The following is a 16,057-nucleotide window of genomic DNA, read 5'->3' as shown; positions in this document are numbered from 1 at the left end:
ATAATAATTAATCAATAGAATATTAAAATGTCAAAATATACAATAGGATTAGATTATGGTTCGGACTCAGTTCGTTCTTTAATTGTAAATACCGAAAATGGAGAAGAAATTGCCAGCGTTGTTTTTGAGTATCCACGCTGGAAAGAAGGTAAATATTGCGATGCTCCAAATAATCAATTCCGTCAACACCCCTTAGATTATTTAGAAGGCTTGGAATACACAATTGTAGAAGCACTAAAGCAAGCACCAGCAGGAGTAGCTGAAAATGTAGTGGGAATCTCTGTAGATACTACGGGCTCAACTCCGGTTGCAGTTGATGAAAAAGGTACACCACTTTCCTTAACTCCGGGATTTGAAGAAAATCCAAATGCCATGTTTGTACTTTGGAAAGACCATACTGCGGTTAAGGAAGCTGAAGAGATTAATGTGCTGTCAAAAAAATGGGACGTTGACTTTACTCAATACGAGGGTGGAGTTTATTCATCGGAATGGTTTTGGGCAAAGCTTTTACATGTTACCCGCGAAGATGCCGGTGTTTATCGTGCTGCCTACTCATGGGTAGAACATTGCGATTGGATTTCAGCTATTCTTACCGGAAATACCAATCCTAAAACATTAAAACGAAGTCGTTGTGCAGCCGGGCATAAAGCCATGTGGCATGAAGCTTTTGGTGGTTTGCCAGCAGAAGAATTTTTAATTGAATTAGACCCATTGTTATCAGGCTTAAAGGACCGTTTATTTAAGGAAACTTATACTTGTGATGTTTCAGCAGGAACTTTAACTGAGGAATGGGCAGCTAAACTTGGCCTTTCTGCCGATGTGGTAATTGGTGTTGGAGCTTTCGATGCTCACCTTGGTGCCGTTGGTGCGCAAATTGAACCTTACCATTTGTCGAAAGTAATGGGAACCTCAACTTGCGATATGTTAATTGCTCCGCTTGAAGAAGTTGGCGATAAATTAGTTAAGGGTATTTGTGGTCAGGTGGATGGCTCAATTGTTCCGGGAATGATGGGATTGGAAGCCGGACAATCGGCATTTGGCGATATTTATGCATGGTTTCGTAGAGTGTTGGAATTCCCGTTAAAGAGTATTCTGGCTGAGAGCGAATTATTAGATGCTAACACCAAACAAAAATTGATAAAAGAGACTTCTGGGAAAATAATTGCGAAACTAAGCGAAGAGGCAGCAAAACTTCCGATTGGAGAAAGTGGAATTGTTGCTCTAGATTGGATGAACGGACGTCGCACTCCCGATGCCAACCAAGCATTAAAAGGTGCTATCATGGGATTGAATTTGGGGTCGGATGCTCCACGTATTTTCCGTGCACTGGTAGAGGCAACAGCTTTTGGAGCAAGAGCAATTAACGACCGCTTTATTTCGGAAGGTATTCGTATTGATGGAGTAATAGCACTAGGTGGCGTGGCAAAAAAGTCGAAATTAGTTATGCAAATCGTTGCTGATGTTTTAGGAATGCCGGTTAAAGTTGCACGTTCGGAACAGGCGTGCGCCTTAGGAACAGCAATGGCTGCTGCTGTAGCTGCCAGTGTTTATGATAATATAGGACAGGCTCAGGAAAAAATGGGTGGTGGTTTCGAAATGGAATACCATCCAATTCCTGAGAATGTAGAAAAATACAAAGAAATTTACGATAAATATAAGAGGTTTGGGGGCCTTGTTGAGGGGCAACATACATAGTTTGATAATTTTAATGGTGGAATACTCGTTATACAGGCAGGGATTCCGGTTGTAAGTAAAAACTAAAAACATCATAAAATGAAGAACTTAATATATCTAGCAGTGATTGTTGTTTTTGCAGCGTGTTCATCAAAGAATGATTTGACTGTAATTTCTGCTGACGATTTTAAATTTTCCTATCTTGGAAATAAAATCGAGATTTTTAATCTCGAGAACGAAAATGGATTAGTGTGTCAATTAACAAACTTCGGAGCAAGGGTGGTTAGCCTTTATACTCCTGATAGAAATGGGAAGTTTGCTGATGTTGTTGCTGGTTATGGCACTGGGAAAGATTTTGTAGAGAAGAAAGAGAATTATTTTGGAGCTACCATAGGTCGATATGGTAATCGGATTGGAAACGCAACTTTTGAAATTGATGGCATAGATTATAAACTGGAAAAGAATAATGGGGAGAATCATTTACACGGTGGTGGTAATGGTTTTCATCGACAAATTTGGAATGTGGAAAGTTCTAGCAAAACGGAAATCACCTTTAGTTATGTTTCGGCGGATATGGAATGCGGCTATCCAGGAACCATTAACGTCAAAATAAAGTATCAATTGACTCCGGAAAACGAACTTAAGATAGAATATTTTGCTACTTCTGATAAAAAGACGGTACTAAACTTGACCAATCATACCTACTTCAATTTGAAAGATGCTGGAGCTTCCACAATCAATAATCATGTCATGCAGATAAATGCGGACTATTATACCCCTGTTGATGCTGGATTAATTCCGACAGGTAGATTGAACCTGGTTGAAGATACTCCGTTCGATTTTAGGAAAGCTACAAGAATTGCTCAGCGAGTGGATGATCCTCACGAACAATTACGGTTTGGAAATGGTTACGATCACAACTGGGTGCTAAATACGTCTAATAATGTTACGATTCTAGCAGCCAAGGTAATTGATCCTGAATCAGGTAGGGTAATGGAAGTATTTACAAACGAACCAGGTGTACAATTTTACGGTGGAAATTTCTTGAATGGAAACGATATTGGTAAGAACAGTATTGGTATTGGACACAGGAATGCATTTTGTTTGGAAACACAACATTTTCCTGATAGCCCAAATAAACCCGATTTCCCTTGCGTTATTCTTGATCAGGGTGAACAATATTACTCAGTATGCATTTACAAGTTCTCAAGCAGTTGAAATTAGTGTGTTGTTTAAAAAATGTGTAGTTTTTTGATTTTAGTAAGTTTAAGTTAAGAGCCCAGTCGAAGGATTGGGCTTTCATATTATTTTGTGGATAAGATTCTTTTTGAATTCACTGAGAATATACGCAGTATGTAATAGTAGTGCATGTATCCTATAATTAAGATTAATGTGTTAGGTAGGTTGATTTTTTTTAGAATACTTATTCTTAGGTTAGGATGAGTATATGTGGTTCTCTATAAGTTCAGCCACAGCAGTTCTCAAATCGCATTTTTAATCACACCGCTGCTCATGATTCCCAGTTCTCCGGTGGATTAAAAATACTCAATCGAAAAGCCTTTGGCATCGCACGGCAAAAGAATCCCTTACATTTTATTTCAGGGACACATTTGCCTTTTGCCAGCGTACGTAAAATTCCGGTTAATATTCCTATGCTTGCGGTAACTTCATTCCACGATTTCTTCCGACCGTATTCGGAATTCTCCCTACATTCAGTAACCTCCGGCACCGCGCACTAGAGCGGGCTTTCATTCCCTTTTGAGCTTCGCCATAGTACATTCAATTCCACACTTGTTTTTGTCAATGCAGTTAATTTTTTTGATAAAAGTTCCCATGCCCCGGCATTTTTCAAGTTGCATTTCCGATCACACCGCTGCTCATTATTCGCAGTTTTTCCATGGATTGAAAATACTCAATTGAAAAGCCTTTGGCATCGCCCGGCAAAAAAACCTCTTACATTTTATTCCAGTGATACATTTGCCTTTTGCCGGCTCTCTACAGTTCATATTAATGTTCCAGTGCCTACGGTAACTTCATTCCACGAGTTCTTTCGACCACATTCGGAACACTCCCTGCATTCAGTAACCTACAGCACCGCACACAAGAGTAGACTTTCATTTCCTTGTGAGCTATCGCCACCGTACATTCAAGTCAACACTTGTTTTTTCCACCTCACGAAATATTTTTTGTTTACAGTTCCCATGCCCCGGCATTTCTCAAATCGCAGTCGCAAACACTGCTCTTGCTTCGCAGTTCCGTTACCTTTGAAACTGCTCATTTGAAAAGCCTTTGGCATCGTGCGGCAAACGAATCCCGTGCAATTTATTTCAGGGATACATTTGCCTTTTGCCTGCGCGGTAAAATTCAGGTTAATGTTCCTGTGCCTACAGTAACTTCATTACACGAGTTCTTCCGACCTTGTTCGGAGCACTCCCTACATTCAGTAACCTTTGGCACCACACACAAGAGTCAGGCTGTCTTTCTATTTTGCTCACCCTGCTTTCTCAGACCTCGCTACATTCCAATTCAGCCTTATACTTGTTTTTGCTTGCGCTACTTTTAACGATTTATGGGATAATGACTTTTTGGGAAAAAGTGTTTTTATCAATTGACTTCATTTTATCGATTCTTCTTTCCCTCATTTCCAATTTAAGAATGTGCTTTCCGGTCGGGCATTGTTGTTGGTTGGCAAAGGAAATTTCGTGTTTTTGGAGCCTGCAAGTTCAAGCCTGCGGTTTTGCAGGAAATCTCCAACCTCGCATGCTCGGATGGTATTTCCTGCAAAAAACGTGCACGTCCAACACTGTTTTAAACACGCCACCAAACAACAACGACCGACCCGATGGAAAGACGCATAATCTTAAATGAAACGAATATGGAAAAGAAGAATACAAATAAAATCTTTAATAAAGTGACTAACGAAAAACAAAACTCACTCTCCTCCGGAATCCGCATAAGTGAGTTGAAAAACAATCAAATTTATAGCCATGAAACTACGACAATTAGATACAAATTGGAGAAAAAACCACACGTTTCTTTACAAACATGATTTGATAGAATACCATTGTAAGGTGAAATATTTACCTTTTGGTATCGAAAATAAAGAAAAGTACAACGACCTTGACCTTTCAAAGATTTATACCCCTGTTTATCATTTTGAGTTTAAGGCGTTGAATACCAAAGAAAGCATCTATCGGTCGCATTGGATTATGCCTTATTCTTTGGCTTGGTTTTTGGGGAATTACCCCGAATCGACCATTGAAGATATGGCTGTTTATGCAGCTAGGGAAAACGGTTATTTGCAACGAATTGAAGAAGCTAACCGTATACTGCAAAGAGGAACGCAATTATCAATTTTTTTAAACTACCCCAATGAAAGAAAAAGTTAACAAATTACCCTGGAGATGGATTTTTAGATTAACCATAATTGCTCTGGCATCGTATATTACCGGATTAAGCTTTTGGTGGTGTTTGCTGGCTTATTTGGGAATTATGTTCCTGATTGAATTTGCAAAAAATATGATTGTTGTAATCCTTGGAATTGTTATAGTGATTGCCGTAACGCTTGCTATGTTTTTTGGTTTGATGTCATTGTAAACCACTGACCATATAAAAACAAAGAAAGGCAATTTATGAGCTGCCTTTCTTTGTTTTTTATCATCTTAATAATAGGTATTTATAAATCCTTTACAGGCTTCGCCTTTATCAAATCCCCATTTCTAACCACAAACCGCTGATGCCTCCCTCCGTTCTTCTCAAACAGTTCCATCACCAACTGTTTTTTATCAGGGATGGTAAACGATTCAAATGCAAAAACGCTTGATTCAACAGAGTTGCCATCAATTGAAGTCAGGTAATTAAAAGCCCAAACGGGTTTAATTATTGTCTCCTGAATGGCTGTTCTTTTAGCTACTTTCTTATCTACAATTTTAAAGGTTAGGAAGTCAATTTCAAAAGGAATATCGGAGGTGTTTTCCAACTCAACTTGAAAATATAAAAGTCCATCTTGACTGTAAATTCCGTTTAACGAAAACTCAATACCAAACTGCTTGCTGTTTATGTTTTTAATTTGTTTTCGTTTGGTTTTGTAAATTTTTCCCATGGCTAATTCAATGATTTGTGGCGTTGCATTTCCCAAATCAGACAGGAAAATCTCCATAGAGTTTTCAGGCTGATTGCCCAGCTTGTGCTCATGCAGGAAATCTTTCATTTCAATGTTTAGCTTTGTTGGCTTATCCGAGTAGTTTACAATAAACGAATAAAAACTGCCCTCATCGGTAATCACCGAAAAATTGGTTTCATCTTTAAAATCCCTGACCGATGCTTTTACCCGAACAACATTCTCTGCACCATCAGCTTTCCCTGCAATAATATTGGACGAGCCAAGGTCGATGTAGGTAATAGCAGAAGGGAAAAGGATATGTACAGTTTTATCGTAGGTTACTTCAATGTGGTATGATGAGATTACTCGGTCTTTGGAAATTACCCTGGTGTATTGGTTTTGTGCAATAAGAACAAAGGAGTTTAACACTAATATTATTGATAATAATTGTTTCATGACAATTGATTTTAAATGAATGTATTGATTTTAATTTGCAGGCATCAATAAAATCCGATGCCCGGCTTTGAGGGTAACTTTTGAGGTTCGCAGCTTCTTGGAAACATACTGAGATGTTCCCTGAATAAAACTCCGGCCAACATCAGCAGCCAATTGCTCGGCAGCAGTTGTGCCCTGGTTAATGCTTATGCTTGTTCCGGCATCACGCCCCATCGTAGCGGTTATTTCTTTTAGGGCATTTACCTCAACTGAGCCGGGAATAAACAAGCCCAATTGACCGTCGGTATCATAAGCGGTTAGCTGTACCGGAATTATGCTTCCATTTTGTTCCAATGAATTGATGAAAATACGTAAACGTTCACCCTGAATCTGAGCTATACCTGTAATCAACGAGTTTTCTGGAAAATGCATTCCATTTGTTTCAACTGACTCTAGTAAACGTAGTTGCACATTTTGTCCGTTAATCAACTTCTGGGTTGTATTAACACAAGCCTCAATTGTGTTTCGGTCTTTGGTCACGTTCTGTCCATTTGGCGAAATAAATGAGTAATTACGTGGTTGTGAAACCTGCTTTAAAAAGGCAGAATCACTAATGGTCTGGTGTAAAGCCGATGTATTTCTTTCCGAAGTAGCCACAACGGTTTGAGCAATCGTTTTCTGTTGCTTTTTCTCAGTATCTGGAACCTTTTTTACTTCAACTGGTGAAGTGTTGGATTGATTGGATTTAGGCATATACTTAGCCGCCATCTGGTACGATTTTTCCATTAGCATTAATTGCTCATCAATGCTGTTGCCCTCTTGCTTTTCTGCCAATTGCTGTTTTAGTGCTTTCAACTCAGCTTTTAACTTTTCATTTTCAGGATTAGCTTTTGGATTATCATAAAAATTACCCAAAGTGTTATTGATATTGTTGTAAGCCGAAGCGGAACTTTGGATTGCCCGACTTGGCTGTTTACTGGCGGAGTACTTTTTTGAAATCGTTTCCTCCGCCATAGCCGAGGGAAGTAAATCAACTTTTGTTTCTTCTTCCTTTTCAATCAACGATGAAAATTCTTCCAACGAACGAACCGGCTTTTCTTGGAAAAGTGTAGCCTGTTCAAAAGCACTAATTTTATCCTTTAGCAATCCCTCTTCCTGTGGTAAGGGCAATTCCGTATTTAAGCCATTAACAGCTTTTATTTTTTCTTTGCCATCGGGCTTAAAAATAAGCCAAAGGCTTCCTCCAAAAACCAGGAACATCAGTACAAAAACTGCATACTTTTTCAGTTGTTGTTTTTGTTCCGGTTTCAGGAGTGTTTTATTGTTTGTGTCCATCTAATAAATCTTTTAAGTGGTTTCTTAATGTGTCCTGTGGCAAGTCAAGCGGGGTGATGTGTTCAATCTGAAACAGTTCTTGTATCTCCTGTTTTCGGAACGAATCCCAAAGCATAGAAGCAAATACAAGGGTAAACAACAAACACATTCCCATAACCACAGTCTTTCTTTTTTTCAAAGGGATTCTTTCACAAACCCCTTTGATTTTTTCATTGAGTTGCAGACCAACTTTTGATAACTGTTTTTTCATAGCCTACCTTGTTACCGTTTGAATGTCGTTGTTCTGCAAAACCTCAAAATTCTCGACGGTAAATCCATGCGGGTTATTATCGCTGCGGACCGAGTTAATCAGTTGGCATTTGGTAACCAGGTTTCGCTCGGTAATATTGCTTTCACGAATAATCACCTGGCGGGCAAAAGTGGAAGCCATATAAGGGTAATTCTTAAAATCAACCACCACACTGTCCACCTGAAGCGTCTGGTTTACATTTCCCGAGATAATCCGGTTGAAGTAGCCTTTCTCCACCAAATCCTTGTAGTAGGTGTACACGCTTTTATCTGCCAAAAACATGGCCCGGTTGATATTGGATTCAATGGCATTTTTATCAGGCGAAAGCGTAAAAAACAGTTCGTGAAAACGACGGATATGTTCACGCGCCTCTACAGGTCGGTTTTGAGAAAGGTCCTGAGACAAAGCCAGAATCAATGACTTGCCTTTATCAAGTATATAAATCTTTTGTCGTTGTTTTTCAGCAAAACTGTATGCACTAAATACCGAATACCCGGTAATGCCCGTACAGAGGATGATAAACACAATCCCGAAAAAACGGATTTGCCGAAAACTTATTTCAATATTTTTTAATGATTTAAATTCCATAATTTTTGTTTTTACTTTTTAAGAAGTTGTCCTGCCATATTACCCGCTGTGGCTCCTGCCATACCTGCAGCTGCCGATGCTGTTTTTCCAGCTGATGAAGTCACGTTCTTTCCATAGTTCCCCATGCCGCCAGCCATAATTATCCATCCGGCTACGGTTGGGATAGTGAAATAGCCAATAATGCCGATAATCATAAACACAATGTACACTCCGTTGGAAGCCTCAATCGAATAGGTCGAATCAGCCTGAAGTTTATCAATATCGGCTTGTAGCATCAGCACCTGAATACGGGCAAGAATGGAGCTAAACAAATCGGAAACGGGCAGCCAGAGGTACACTGAAATGTAGCGAGAGAACCACTGTGTCATGGTGGATTGAAAACCATCGTAAATACTAATGGCAAAAGCAATGGGACCAAGTATGGAAAGCACAATCAGAAAAAAGGTGCGTATGGTATCAATTACCAATGCAGCAGCCTGAAACAACAGTTCCAGAATTTCCCGAAAGAAATCGCGGATATTCTTTTTCATATTGTACAAACTTCGCTCGATGTACATCCCCGACATGGTTGCCAAATCCGATGTACTCCATCCCAGTTCATCAAGTTGTTTGTCAAATTCTTCGTTGCTAACCAAAAAGGCAGTTTCGGGATTTCGTTTCATGGCTTCAACTTCCAGTTCCTCTTTTAACTCCCGGTACTTTTCCATATCGAAAACCTGGGTTTCCAGCATCTGGTTTGTTCCTACTACAATGGGGCTTAGTACCACATTAATTGTCCCCAAAACAAAGCTTGGGAAAAACATAATGCACAGCCCAATGGCAAAGGGGCGCAGCAGCGGGTACACATCAATGGGCTCGGTGCGTGCCAGCGATTGCCATACACGCGAAGCCACATAAAACAATGCCCCTAAACCGGCTATGCCCTTTGCCACACCTGCCATGTTGCTGCACAGCGGTGTCATTTCAAGGTAGAGGCTGCGTAAAATCTGATGTAGGTTGTCAAAATCCATTACCAGTACCTTTCGCTTGAATCACCATACAAGGCGAGCATCCGCTCGGTATCGCCTTTCTTTTGCGCCCTTAAATACGAAATCGAAATGTTCTTATTGGTGTAATAGTTGACCAAATTACGGTAATGCTTGATGGAATTATAAACACCATCAACCACATCCATACGCTCCTTGTCGCTTAGCGAAAGCGTACTGGCATTAACAATCCCTTTCAGGTCTTCCAGTAATCCGGCACTTTCTTTCAGGAGTTTTGAATAGCCAAAGGCAATTGCCCCCAACTCTTCCAGAGTGTAATTTTCGTCCTGCAGCATGCGTTGGTAGGCATCCATATAAATGTCGGTAATTTCGCCTACCATTAAAATAGTTTGTTGCACCTTTCGGGCATCCTTAACCAAGTCGTTTACAGCTTTTAAAGGTAGGCTAAGCATCCAACGCCCTGCCGTATTACTACGGTGGGTTTTCGGGTGCTCGCCCCCGAACCGTACGTACACGTCTCCGCGTATACGGCTCTCTACTAATAATATCAGTCTAATCATTGTTGCTGAGTTTTTTGTTACACTTACTGCAGATGGCAATAGTCTTTCGTTTGCGAGCTATCATCTGTTTTTCACTGGGAGTTTTTCCCTGTAGATTTTTTAGTTTTCTTACATGATGCATCACTAACTTATCTACTGCTCCGCACAATTCACATTTTTCTGCTTTTAACCTGTCTGTGAGGCTTGTTTTTGTTGCATAATATGTGAATCTTGGCAAGCTGTCTAAATCCGTAATTTTCATTGGATTTTTCTTTTTGAACCCACCATGGTAAAAGGTCAAATCTTTGGCTGTACCATTTTTCAAGTAGTATCTGACCGAAAAAAATCCATTCTTGGTGTACTTCTTTCGGATTTGCGACATCGTTGTCCGATATTTCTGTGCAAAGGTTTTGTACATACTATACTTCATGATATAACCGAATTTTGACAGGCTGCTGCAATTGTTAGCCAGGCAGTAATAATTATACATACCCTTTATTTCCTTGTTATACCTGTCAAGAATCTCAAAGTCAGTGTTGTTTGAAAGTTTGGGACGGGATTTTGCTTTCCAATACTCCTTGCCGTTATGGAGTTTTATTTCTAAAACACGGTATTCAAGTAGCTTTTTCTTATATAAATCCTTTCCAAGAGTTAATTGTACCCTCTTATTGTGGACACGTCTTAATACTCCGTTTTTATTTCTTTTGGTATCATTGGACTTGCTTACACTGATTTCATATCCGAGAAATTTTGCAGCATCTTCCGCATGGGTAATGAGAGTTTTCTCATCTGACAGTTCAAGTGCCAGCTTCTCATTGAGGAAGTTTTTAATATCCTCTTTAATTGTAATAGCATCTTGTTTACTGCCAATAATCCCAATTAGAAAATCATCTGCATATCTCACGTATTTGAGTCTTCTGTAGTTTATATCCATATCATCACCATAAGAATACAACAGACCTTCCTGTTGATAAGCCTTGTATTGCTTTATCAACACAGACCTTTCATTTTCATCTTCTACCAATTTCAATTGTTTCAGAATACGGTGTCGTTTGCCTTCAAGCGATACTGCCTGTTTGGTTCTATTCCGTACTTTCCCCTTATCAAACTTTCCGGTGTATTCTTTCATGAATTTATCTAACCTATCAAGGTATATGTTTGCCAGGATAGGGCTGATAATTCCCCCTTGCGGTGTTCCGCTGTAGGAGTTATGAAAGTTCCAGTTTTCGATATATCCTGCATTCAGAAATTTCCTAATCAGGCGAATGAATCTTTCGTCAGCGATACGTTCTTTCAGAACACCTATCAGTATTTCATGATTGATGTTATCGAAAAAACCTTTTATATCGCCTTCTACAAACCACCTTATACCTGAAAATGTCTTCTGAACATCGGTCAAAGCAGTGTGGCCACTTCGTTGAGGTCGAAAGCCGTGGGACGTTTTTTCAAACTGTCTTTCATAAATGGCTTCCAATATCATTCTGACCACTTCCTGCAAAAGTTTATCATTGAAAGCTGGTACACCTAACGGACGCATTTTCCCATTTTTCTTTGGGATGTATGCCCGTTTTGAGGGTTGTGGCTGATAACCTTCATCTTTCAATGAGTTTATCAATTTTTCGATTCGACTCAGGCTCATTTGGTCAACAGTTTTTCCATCTGCTCCTGCTGTCATATTACCCGGTTTCGCATAAATGCGTTGATAGGCAACATAATACATTCCCTCGTTAAATAAGATACGGTACAGGCGTTCAAACTTGTAGTTCAAATTTTCACTGTGTTCCGTTAGACTGTTTAATACATTCTCTGGATTTCTCATAATGTCTCTCACATTTTCCTTTATTTGTATTAAAATCATTAGCTGCTTCCCTTCGCCATGTACAAGGCTTTCCCTTGCTCGGACTACTACGGAAGCTCCGTTGCCTTGCCAGATATTCAGAGGTCGGTACCTCATAGCCTTACAACTGGCTTTCTGGTTTAGGCAATCCCCGTTTATGATATAATAACATGGCTGTGATAGATTGTCGGATATGACTTCCGCCCGTTTCTGCTTATTGCAGTTGTGCCGTAACAAGTTCCTGCCTCTGTTACACGACGCTCGCATCAGAGGTGTTACGATATAGCGAGTTAAGTTATCTTTCACTATAGACCGTACTATGACCACTTGGACTATCATTTAATCAGTTTGGATTTTATCCTCATATCTATCTGTTTCATCTCCCCATTCAGTTGCAATTTGATAACTAATTGACTTATGGCTTTCCGGCGTGCTATACTCCCTGCCGTCCTTTCGTGGGCAGATAAGCCGGTGATGATAGGTAAATTACTGGAACACATACCTAATAGCTTGCCGATGCTACATTTATTAAATCACCTATACGGGCGCACCATCGTAATATTCCTTGCCCTGGTCATACACTTTTTTCACTTCCTTGAAGTTTTTAATCACATTTGAAACCGTGCTGGAAGTCTGAATAATTTCCTGTGCAGTGTTGATAATACTGGTTGCCGTATTGATGGGGTCGCTTACAACCCACTGTGCTTTTGTACTAAAAGTGCCGAGCATAAGAAATAGCCCGACTATCAATAATTTTGTTTTCATGTTTTTGAAATTTTGAATGAATTATGAATTGCGTTTGCTTGCTGCCAGTTGTTTTATGGCAAGCTCAATATTCCCATCCAACTCATCTGTTAAACGGGTAAGTTCAAGTTTCTCCGTTTCCTCGGTGGTATAGGTGTAATATTCCTCCAAAGAAACTTCGGTAGCATAAACCGCAGATTGTACACCTCCCAAACCAATCCATACCTCCTTGTATTTTCGTTGGGGATGGTTGGCAAGGTTGATGGAAAGAATCTGTGATTTTTCCTTTTCGGTAAGCCCAAGCAGTTCCTGGATGGAGCCAAACTTGTTCATGTACTTGCGCTGGTCGAGCAGGATTTTGCAGTCGGAGTTATTAATGATACTTTCCTTTACGATTTCTGAAGCGATAATATCATCTACCTCCTGCGTAACTACAATTGCCTCACCAAAGAACTTGCGCACGGTTTTAAATAAATACTTTATGTACTCGGCCATTCCCTCTTTGGCAATGGCCTTCCAGGCTTCCTCAATTAGTATCATCTTTCGGATGCCCTTTAATCGCCGCATTTTATTAATAAAGGCTTCCATTATAATGATGGTTACAATTGGGAAAAGTACCTTGTGGTCTTTGATATTATCCAGCTCGAAAACGATAAAACGCTTGTTCAGCAAGTCCATTTGTTTATCCGAATTCAGCAAATAATCGTACTCCCCACCCTTGTAATACGGTTCAAGTACATTCAGGAAATTTGCCACATCAAAGTCCTTTTCGCGCACCTTTTTTTGCTCCAATAGTTGCACATACTCATCGCGCACAAAGGCATAAAAGGTATTAAAAGACGGAGCTATCGTACCATCCTGTTTCAGGCGCTCGATATACTGCTTAACCGCGTTTGACAATGCTACCTCTTCGGAACGGGTGGGTGCCTCATCCTCACTTTTCCAGAGAGTAAGGATAAGCGTTTTAATGCTTTCCCTTTTCTCAATGTCGAACACACCATCGTCGGTGTAGAACGGGTTAAATGCAATCGGGTTCTGCTCGGTATAGGTAAAATAAACCCCGTCTTCGCCCCTTGTTTTATGGTTAATTAAATCGCATAAGCCTTTGTAGCTATTTCCTGTATCGACCAGAAGCACGTGTGCCCCCTGCTCATAATACTGTCGCACCATGTGGTTGGTAAAAAAGGATTTTCCGCTGCCCGATGGACCAAGAATAAACTTGTTACGGTTGGTGATAATCCCTTTTTTCATGGGCAAATCGGAAATGTCGAGATGCAGCGGTTTACCCGTTAAGCGGTCGACCATTTTTATGCCCACCGGCGAGAGCGAACTTTGATAATTGGTTTCGCCCGTAAAAAAGCACAAAGCCTGCTCGGTAAAAGTGTAAAATGATTCTTCGGCAGGAAAATCAGCTGCATTACCGGGGATGCCTGCCCAATACAGAGTAGGAATATCAACTGTATTGTAACGCGGCTTACACTCCATAAGCGCAATTTGCGAGCCCACATCGTTTTTAATCTGCCGCAGTTCTTCGGGTTTATCGCTCCATGCCAACACATTGCAATGCGCACGCACCGAAACCAGCCCCTTGCTATGCGCTTCGTTTAGGTATTCGTCCAGCCATTGCTTGTTTATTTGGTTGGCACGGCTGTAACGAGAAAGCGAGAGCATGTTGCGCGCCATTTTCTCGAAACGTGCAAGGTTGGCGGTGTGGTCGTCGATAAAAATATACTGGTTAAAAATGTGGTTGCAGGGCAACAACAATCCCACCGGGGCAGCATAAGAAAGCAAACACGAGCTTCTATCGGTCGATAACTTTTCGTAGCGGCTTTCGGTGGCTACCTTTGTTGGCAGGTCGTCTAAATCGGAAAGCGTATGAAGCACCAGGGATTTATCCCCGATTTTCATTTCGTTTGAATTTAGGCTAATATCCTGTAAACAGGCTGCCTGCCCCCGGGAAAGTGAAAAATATTTTTCCACTATTCCCGGTTGGGCATTGGTTCCGATTATTTGTTCGGCTGTTAAACGCTTGAGTTTTATAAAATCACTGTCGTTAACGATTTGCTCAAACTGGTTAACTGCCTCAACAAAACGCAATACTGCTTCCTTATTTTTCATCTCTTTGGGCAGGATAAAACCCCTGCCCAGCGTATTAAAGGTACTTTGCTGTTTGCTACGCTCCTTTGTGGTTTTGGTAAGGAACAAATAACAGGTGTGGTTTAAATAGGGACGCTCGTTAAAATGCCGTTCGAAAGAAGAACTTAGAAAACTTAGTTCGTGCTGTGGCACGTCGGTTTTGTAGTTTTCTTTGATATACCAGTCTTGCTTATGAGCAATAGAATAATCGGGCAAAACCTTTATGGCTTTGTTCCAAACCGAGTGCATGGCTTCGTATTCTTCGGTGGTTACCGTAAACAGCTCGGGCAGGCTTAGCTTAAAGGCAATGGTAATGTCGGCATCTTTGCTGATAATACATCCCTGCTCAACAGACAATAATGGAAATTTGCTTTCCAGCGTAGCAGCTTTTAATGTGTTTCTCATGCCACCGCCTCCTTTCTTGTTCTACTGAACAAACGGGGAATGCTTCTGCGGTTGATAATCCGGCGTGGAAAGTTCCGTGTTGCCTGAACTTTCATTAAGCCGTAGCGACCGTATTTTCGGTTGAGCGAAAAGGTTAGCCACACAACAGCTAAAGCCAACGCGAGTCCCGAGAAAATACAAACCCACTGGTTAATGCCTGCCAGGTACAAAATGATAAATACTACAAATGCCCCTAATAGCCCACCTGCAAAAATGAACAGGTACTGGCTTTGCAAACCTTTGAACTCAGCAGGTTTGTTTACCCCTTTGTTGATGGAATATACAGCCATAGTTTACAGGAAGAATGAGCGTAAAATGGTTGCAGCAACAATCAGGAAAATACAGGCACCAAACCAGGCGGCTGCGGTTTTCCCGGTGTCGGGGTCGCCACTTGAAAATTTACTGTACACCTTAACACCACCAATTAAGCCAACAACAGCGCCAATAGCATAAATCAAACGTGTTGCCGGGTCGAAATATGAGGTTACCATGGTGGTGGCTTCGGTGATTCCTGCAGTGCCGTCGCCCTGTGCAAACAAGATGGTTACAAAAAATGAAAAGAGTAGAGTAAGAGATATTTTTAATGAATTGATTTGTTTCATAATTACGTGTTTTTGCTTCCCAGTTACCTGAAATGGGAAGACAGTTTTTACTTCGATTTTTTTGAATAAAATGTGGTGTTTACCACTTAAGGAAAGGTTGGGTTTTACCCGTAGTCTTTTTCTTTCATAGCCTTTACTGTTTCGTTAATACTGGGCAGACTTATCGCTGCTTTTAACCAAATGTAAAGGCTAGGATTAGGAAAAGAATATTATGGAATTAAGAGGAAGCTTGTGGCTGGGGTTGGCGTAGAGGGAATAGAGAAAAATGAAAATAGTGTAATAAAAAGACTTGTTGTTGATTACTTTGAAATAGAGGATAAAGGTCAAAGAGCAATATCCTGTATTT

General features: G+C 40.5%; 15 protein-coding genes. 4 read left to right on the top strand and 11 right to left on the bottom strand.

Going from position 1 to position 16,057, the window contains the following annotated elements:
- Positions 1–27 precede the first annotated feature (27 nt).
- The 4 genes from BUB08_RS02860 to BUB08_RS02835 all read left to right on the top strand — a co-directional run bounded on the left by BUB08_RS02860 (position 28) and on the right by BUB08_RS02835 (position 5,271).
- Positions 28–1,695 carry a ribulokinase gene (locus BUB08_RS02860; protein WP_072998680.1) on the top strand — a complete coding sequence of 556 codons (1,668 nt, stop codon included), beginning with the start codon at positions 28–30 and terminating at the stop codon, positions 1,693–1,695.
- Between the two features lie 78 nt (positions 1,696–1,773).
- The gene (locus BUB08_RS02855; protein WP_072998679.1) at positions 1,774–2,892 is read left to right on the top strand and encodes an aldose epimerase family protein; all 1,119 of its coding nucleotides are present in this window, start codon (positions 1,774–1,776) and stop codon (positions 2,890–2,892) included.
- 1,769 nt (positions 2,893–4,661) lie between these two features.
- Complete coding sequence (locus BUB08_RS02840; RefSeq protein WP_139249593.1) at positions 4,662–5,063, top strand: hypothetical protein; 402 nt, start codon at positions 4,662–4,664, stop codon at positions 5,061–5,063.
- On the top strand, positions 5,047–5,271 hold the full coding sequence (locus tag BUB08_RS02835) for a hypothetical protein (protein ID WP_072998673.1): 225 nt from the start codon (positions 5,047–5,049) through the stop codon (positions 5,269–5,271). Before BUB08_RS02840 ends, BUB08_RS02835 begins: the two co-directional genes overlap by 17 nt.
- 79 nt (positions 5,272–5,350) lie before the next feature.
- On the opposite strand, the gene traN is transcribed toward BUB08_RS02835, so the two are convergent.
- From traN to BUB08_RS02780, 11 genes are all read right to left on the bottom strand, one after another.
- Positions 5,351–6,232, bottom strand: coding sequence for a conjugative transposon protein TraN (gene traN / locus BUB08_RS02830; protein WP_072998671.1), 882 nt, complete (start codon positions 6,230–6,232; stop codon positions 5,351–5,353).
- A gap of 30 nt (positions 6,233–6,262) precedes the next feature.
- Complete coding sequence (traM, locus tag BUB08_RS02825) at positions 6,263–7,546, bottom strand: conjugative transposon protein TraM (RefSeq protein WP_072998669.1); 1,284 nt, start codon at positions 7,544–7,546, stop codon at positions 6,263–6,265.
- Complete coding sequence (locus BUB08_RS02820; RefSeq protein ID WP_072998668.1) at positions 7,530–7,796, bottom strand: TraL conjugative transposon family protein; 267 nt, start codon at positions 7,794–7,796, stop codon at positions 7,530–7,532. Before BUB08_RS02820 ends, traM begins: the two co-directional genes overlap by 17 nt.
- A gap of 3 nt (positions 7,797–7,799) precedes the next feature.
- A complete protein-coding gene (gene traK / locus BUB08_RS02815) occupies positions 7,800–8,423 on the bottom strand; it encodes a conjugative transposon protein TraK (protein WP_072998667.1) in 624 nt (207 codons plus the stop codon).
- An 11-nt stretch (positions 8,424–8,434) separates the two neighbouring features.
- Positions 8,435–9,433, bottom strand: a complete 999-nt coding sequence (traJ, locus tag BUB08_RS02810) for a conjugative transposon protein TraJ (protein WP_072998666.1) — start codon at positions 9,431–9,433, stop codon at positions 8,435–8,437.
- Positions 9,433–9,969, bottom strand: a complete 537-nt coding sequence (locus BUB08_RS02805) for a conjugal transfer protein TraI (protein WP_072998665.1) — start codon at positions 9,967–9,969, stop codon at positions 9,433–9,435. Before BUB08_RS02805 ends, traJ begins: the two co-directional genes overlap by 1 nt.
- Entirely contained in the window at positions 9,962–11,767 is a 1,806-nt protein-coding gene (locus BUB08_RS02800; protein ID WP_072998916.1) for a reverse transcriptase/maturase family protein, read from the bottom strand. The genes BUB08_RS02805 and BUB08_RS02800 overlap by 8 nt, the downstream gene beginning before the upstream one ends.
- 555 nt (positions 11,768–12,322) lie before the next feature.
- Positions 12,323–12,550, bottom strand: a complete 228-nt coding sequence (locus BUB08_RS02795; protein ID WP_072998664.1) for a DUF4141 domain-containing protein — start codon at positions 12,548–12,550, stop codon at positions 12,323–12,325.
- 21 nt (positions 12,551–12,571) lie between these two features.
- A complete protein-coding gene (locus BUB08_RS02790) occupies positions 12,572–15,070 on the bottom strand; it encodes a TraG family conjugative transposon ATPase (protein ID WP_072998663.1) in 2,499 nt (832 codons plus the stop codon).
- On the bottom strand, positions 15,067–15,399 hold the full coding sequence (locus BUB08_RS02785) for a DUF4133 domain-containing protein (protein WP_072998662.1): 333 nt from the start codon (positions 15,397–15,399) through the stop codon (positions 15,067–15,069). Before BUB08_RS02785 ends, BUB08_RS02790 begins: the two co-directional genes overlap by 4 nt.
- A 3-nt stretch (positions 15,400–15,402) precedes the next feature.
- Positions 15,403–15,711 carry a DUF4134 domain-containing protein gene (locus tag BUB08_RS02780; protein ID WP_072998661.1) on the bottom strand — a complete coding sequence of 103 codons (309 nt, stop codon included), beginning with the start codon at positions 15,709–15,711 and terminating at the stop codon, positions 15,403–15,405.
- Positions 15,712–16,057: the final 346 nt, after the last annotated feature.

Origin of the sequence: Mariniphaga anaerophila (genome assembly GCF_900129025.1) — a bacterium.
Classification (GTDB): domain Bacteria; phylum Bacteroidota; class Bacteroidia; order Bacteroidales; family Prolixibacteraceae; genus Mariniphaga; species Mariniphaga anaerophila.
The sequence above is the reverse complement of the archived record's forward strand: the minus strand, read 5'-3'. Positions and strand labels throughout refer to the sequence as shown.

Bases quoted from the DNA above. Each gene is read 5' to 3' on its own strand.
- BUB08_RS02860 (WP_072998680.1), top strand. From the start codon at position 28: ATGTCAAAATATACAATAGGATTAGATTATGGTTCGGACTCAGTTCGT.
- BUB08_RS02855 (WP_072998679.1), top strand. From the start codon at position 1,774: ATGAAGAACTTAATATATCTAGCAGTGATTGTTGTTTTTGCAGCGTGT.
- BUB08_RS02840 (WP_139249593.1), top strand. From the start codon at position 4,662: ATGAAACTACGACAATTAGATACAAATTGGAGAAAAAACCACACGTTT.
- BUB08_RS02835 (WP_072998673.1), top strand. From the start codon at position 5,047: ATGAAAGAAAAAGTTAACAAATTACCCTGGAGATGGATTTTTAGATTA.
- traN (WP_072998671.1), bottom strand. From the start codon at position 6,232: ATGAAACAATTATTATCAATAATATTAGTGTTAAACTCCTTTGTTCTT.
- traM (WP_072998669.1), bottom strand. From the start codon at position 7,546: ATGGACACAAACAATAAAACACTCCTGAAACCGGAACAAAAACAACAA.
- BUB08_RS02820 (WP_072998668.1), bottom strand. From the start codon at position 7,796: ATGAAAAAACAGTTATCAAAAGTTGGTCTGCAACTCAATGAAAAAATC.
- traK (WP_072998667.1), bottom strand. From the start codon at position 8,423: ATGGAATTTAAATCATTAAAAAATATTGAAATAAGTTTTCGGCAAATC.
- traJ (WP_072998666.1), bottom strand. From the start codon at position 9,433: ATGGATTTTGACAACCTACATCAGATTTTACGCAGCCTCTACCTTGAA.
- BUB08_RS02805 (WP_072998665.1), bottom strand. From the start codon at position 9,969: ATGATTAGACTGATATTATTAGTAGAGAGCCGTATACGCGGAGACGTG.
- BUB08_RS02800 (WP_072998916.1), bottom strand. From the start codon at position 11,767: ATGAGAAATCCAGAGAATGTATTAAACAGTCTAACGGAACACAGTGAA.
- BUB08_RS02795 (WP_072998664.1), bottom strand. From the start codon at position 12,550: ATGAAAACAAAATTATTGATAGTCGGGCTATTTCTTATGCTCGGCACT.
- BUB08_RS02790 (WP_072998663.1), bottom strand. From the start codon at position 15,070: ATGAGAAACACATTAAAAGCTGCTACGCTGGAAAGCAAATTTCCATTA.
- BUB08_RS02785 (WP_072998662.1), bottom strand. From the start codon at position 15,399: ATGGCTGTATATTCCATCAACAAAGGGGTAAACAAACCTGCTGAGTTC.
- BUB08_RS02780 (WP_072998661.1), bottom strand. From the start codon at position 15,711: ATGAAACAAATCAATTCATTAAAAATATCTCTTACTCTACTCTTTTCA.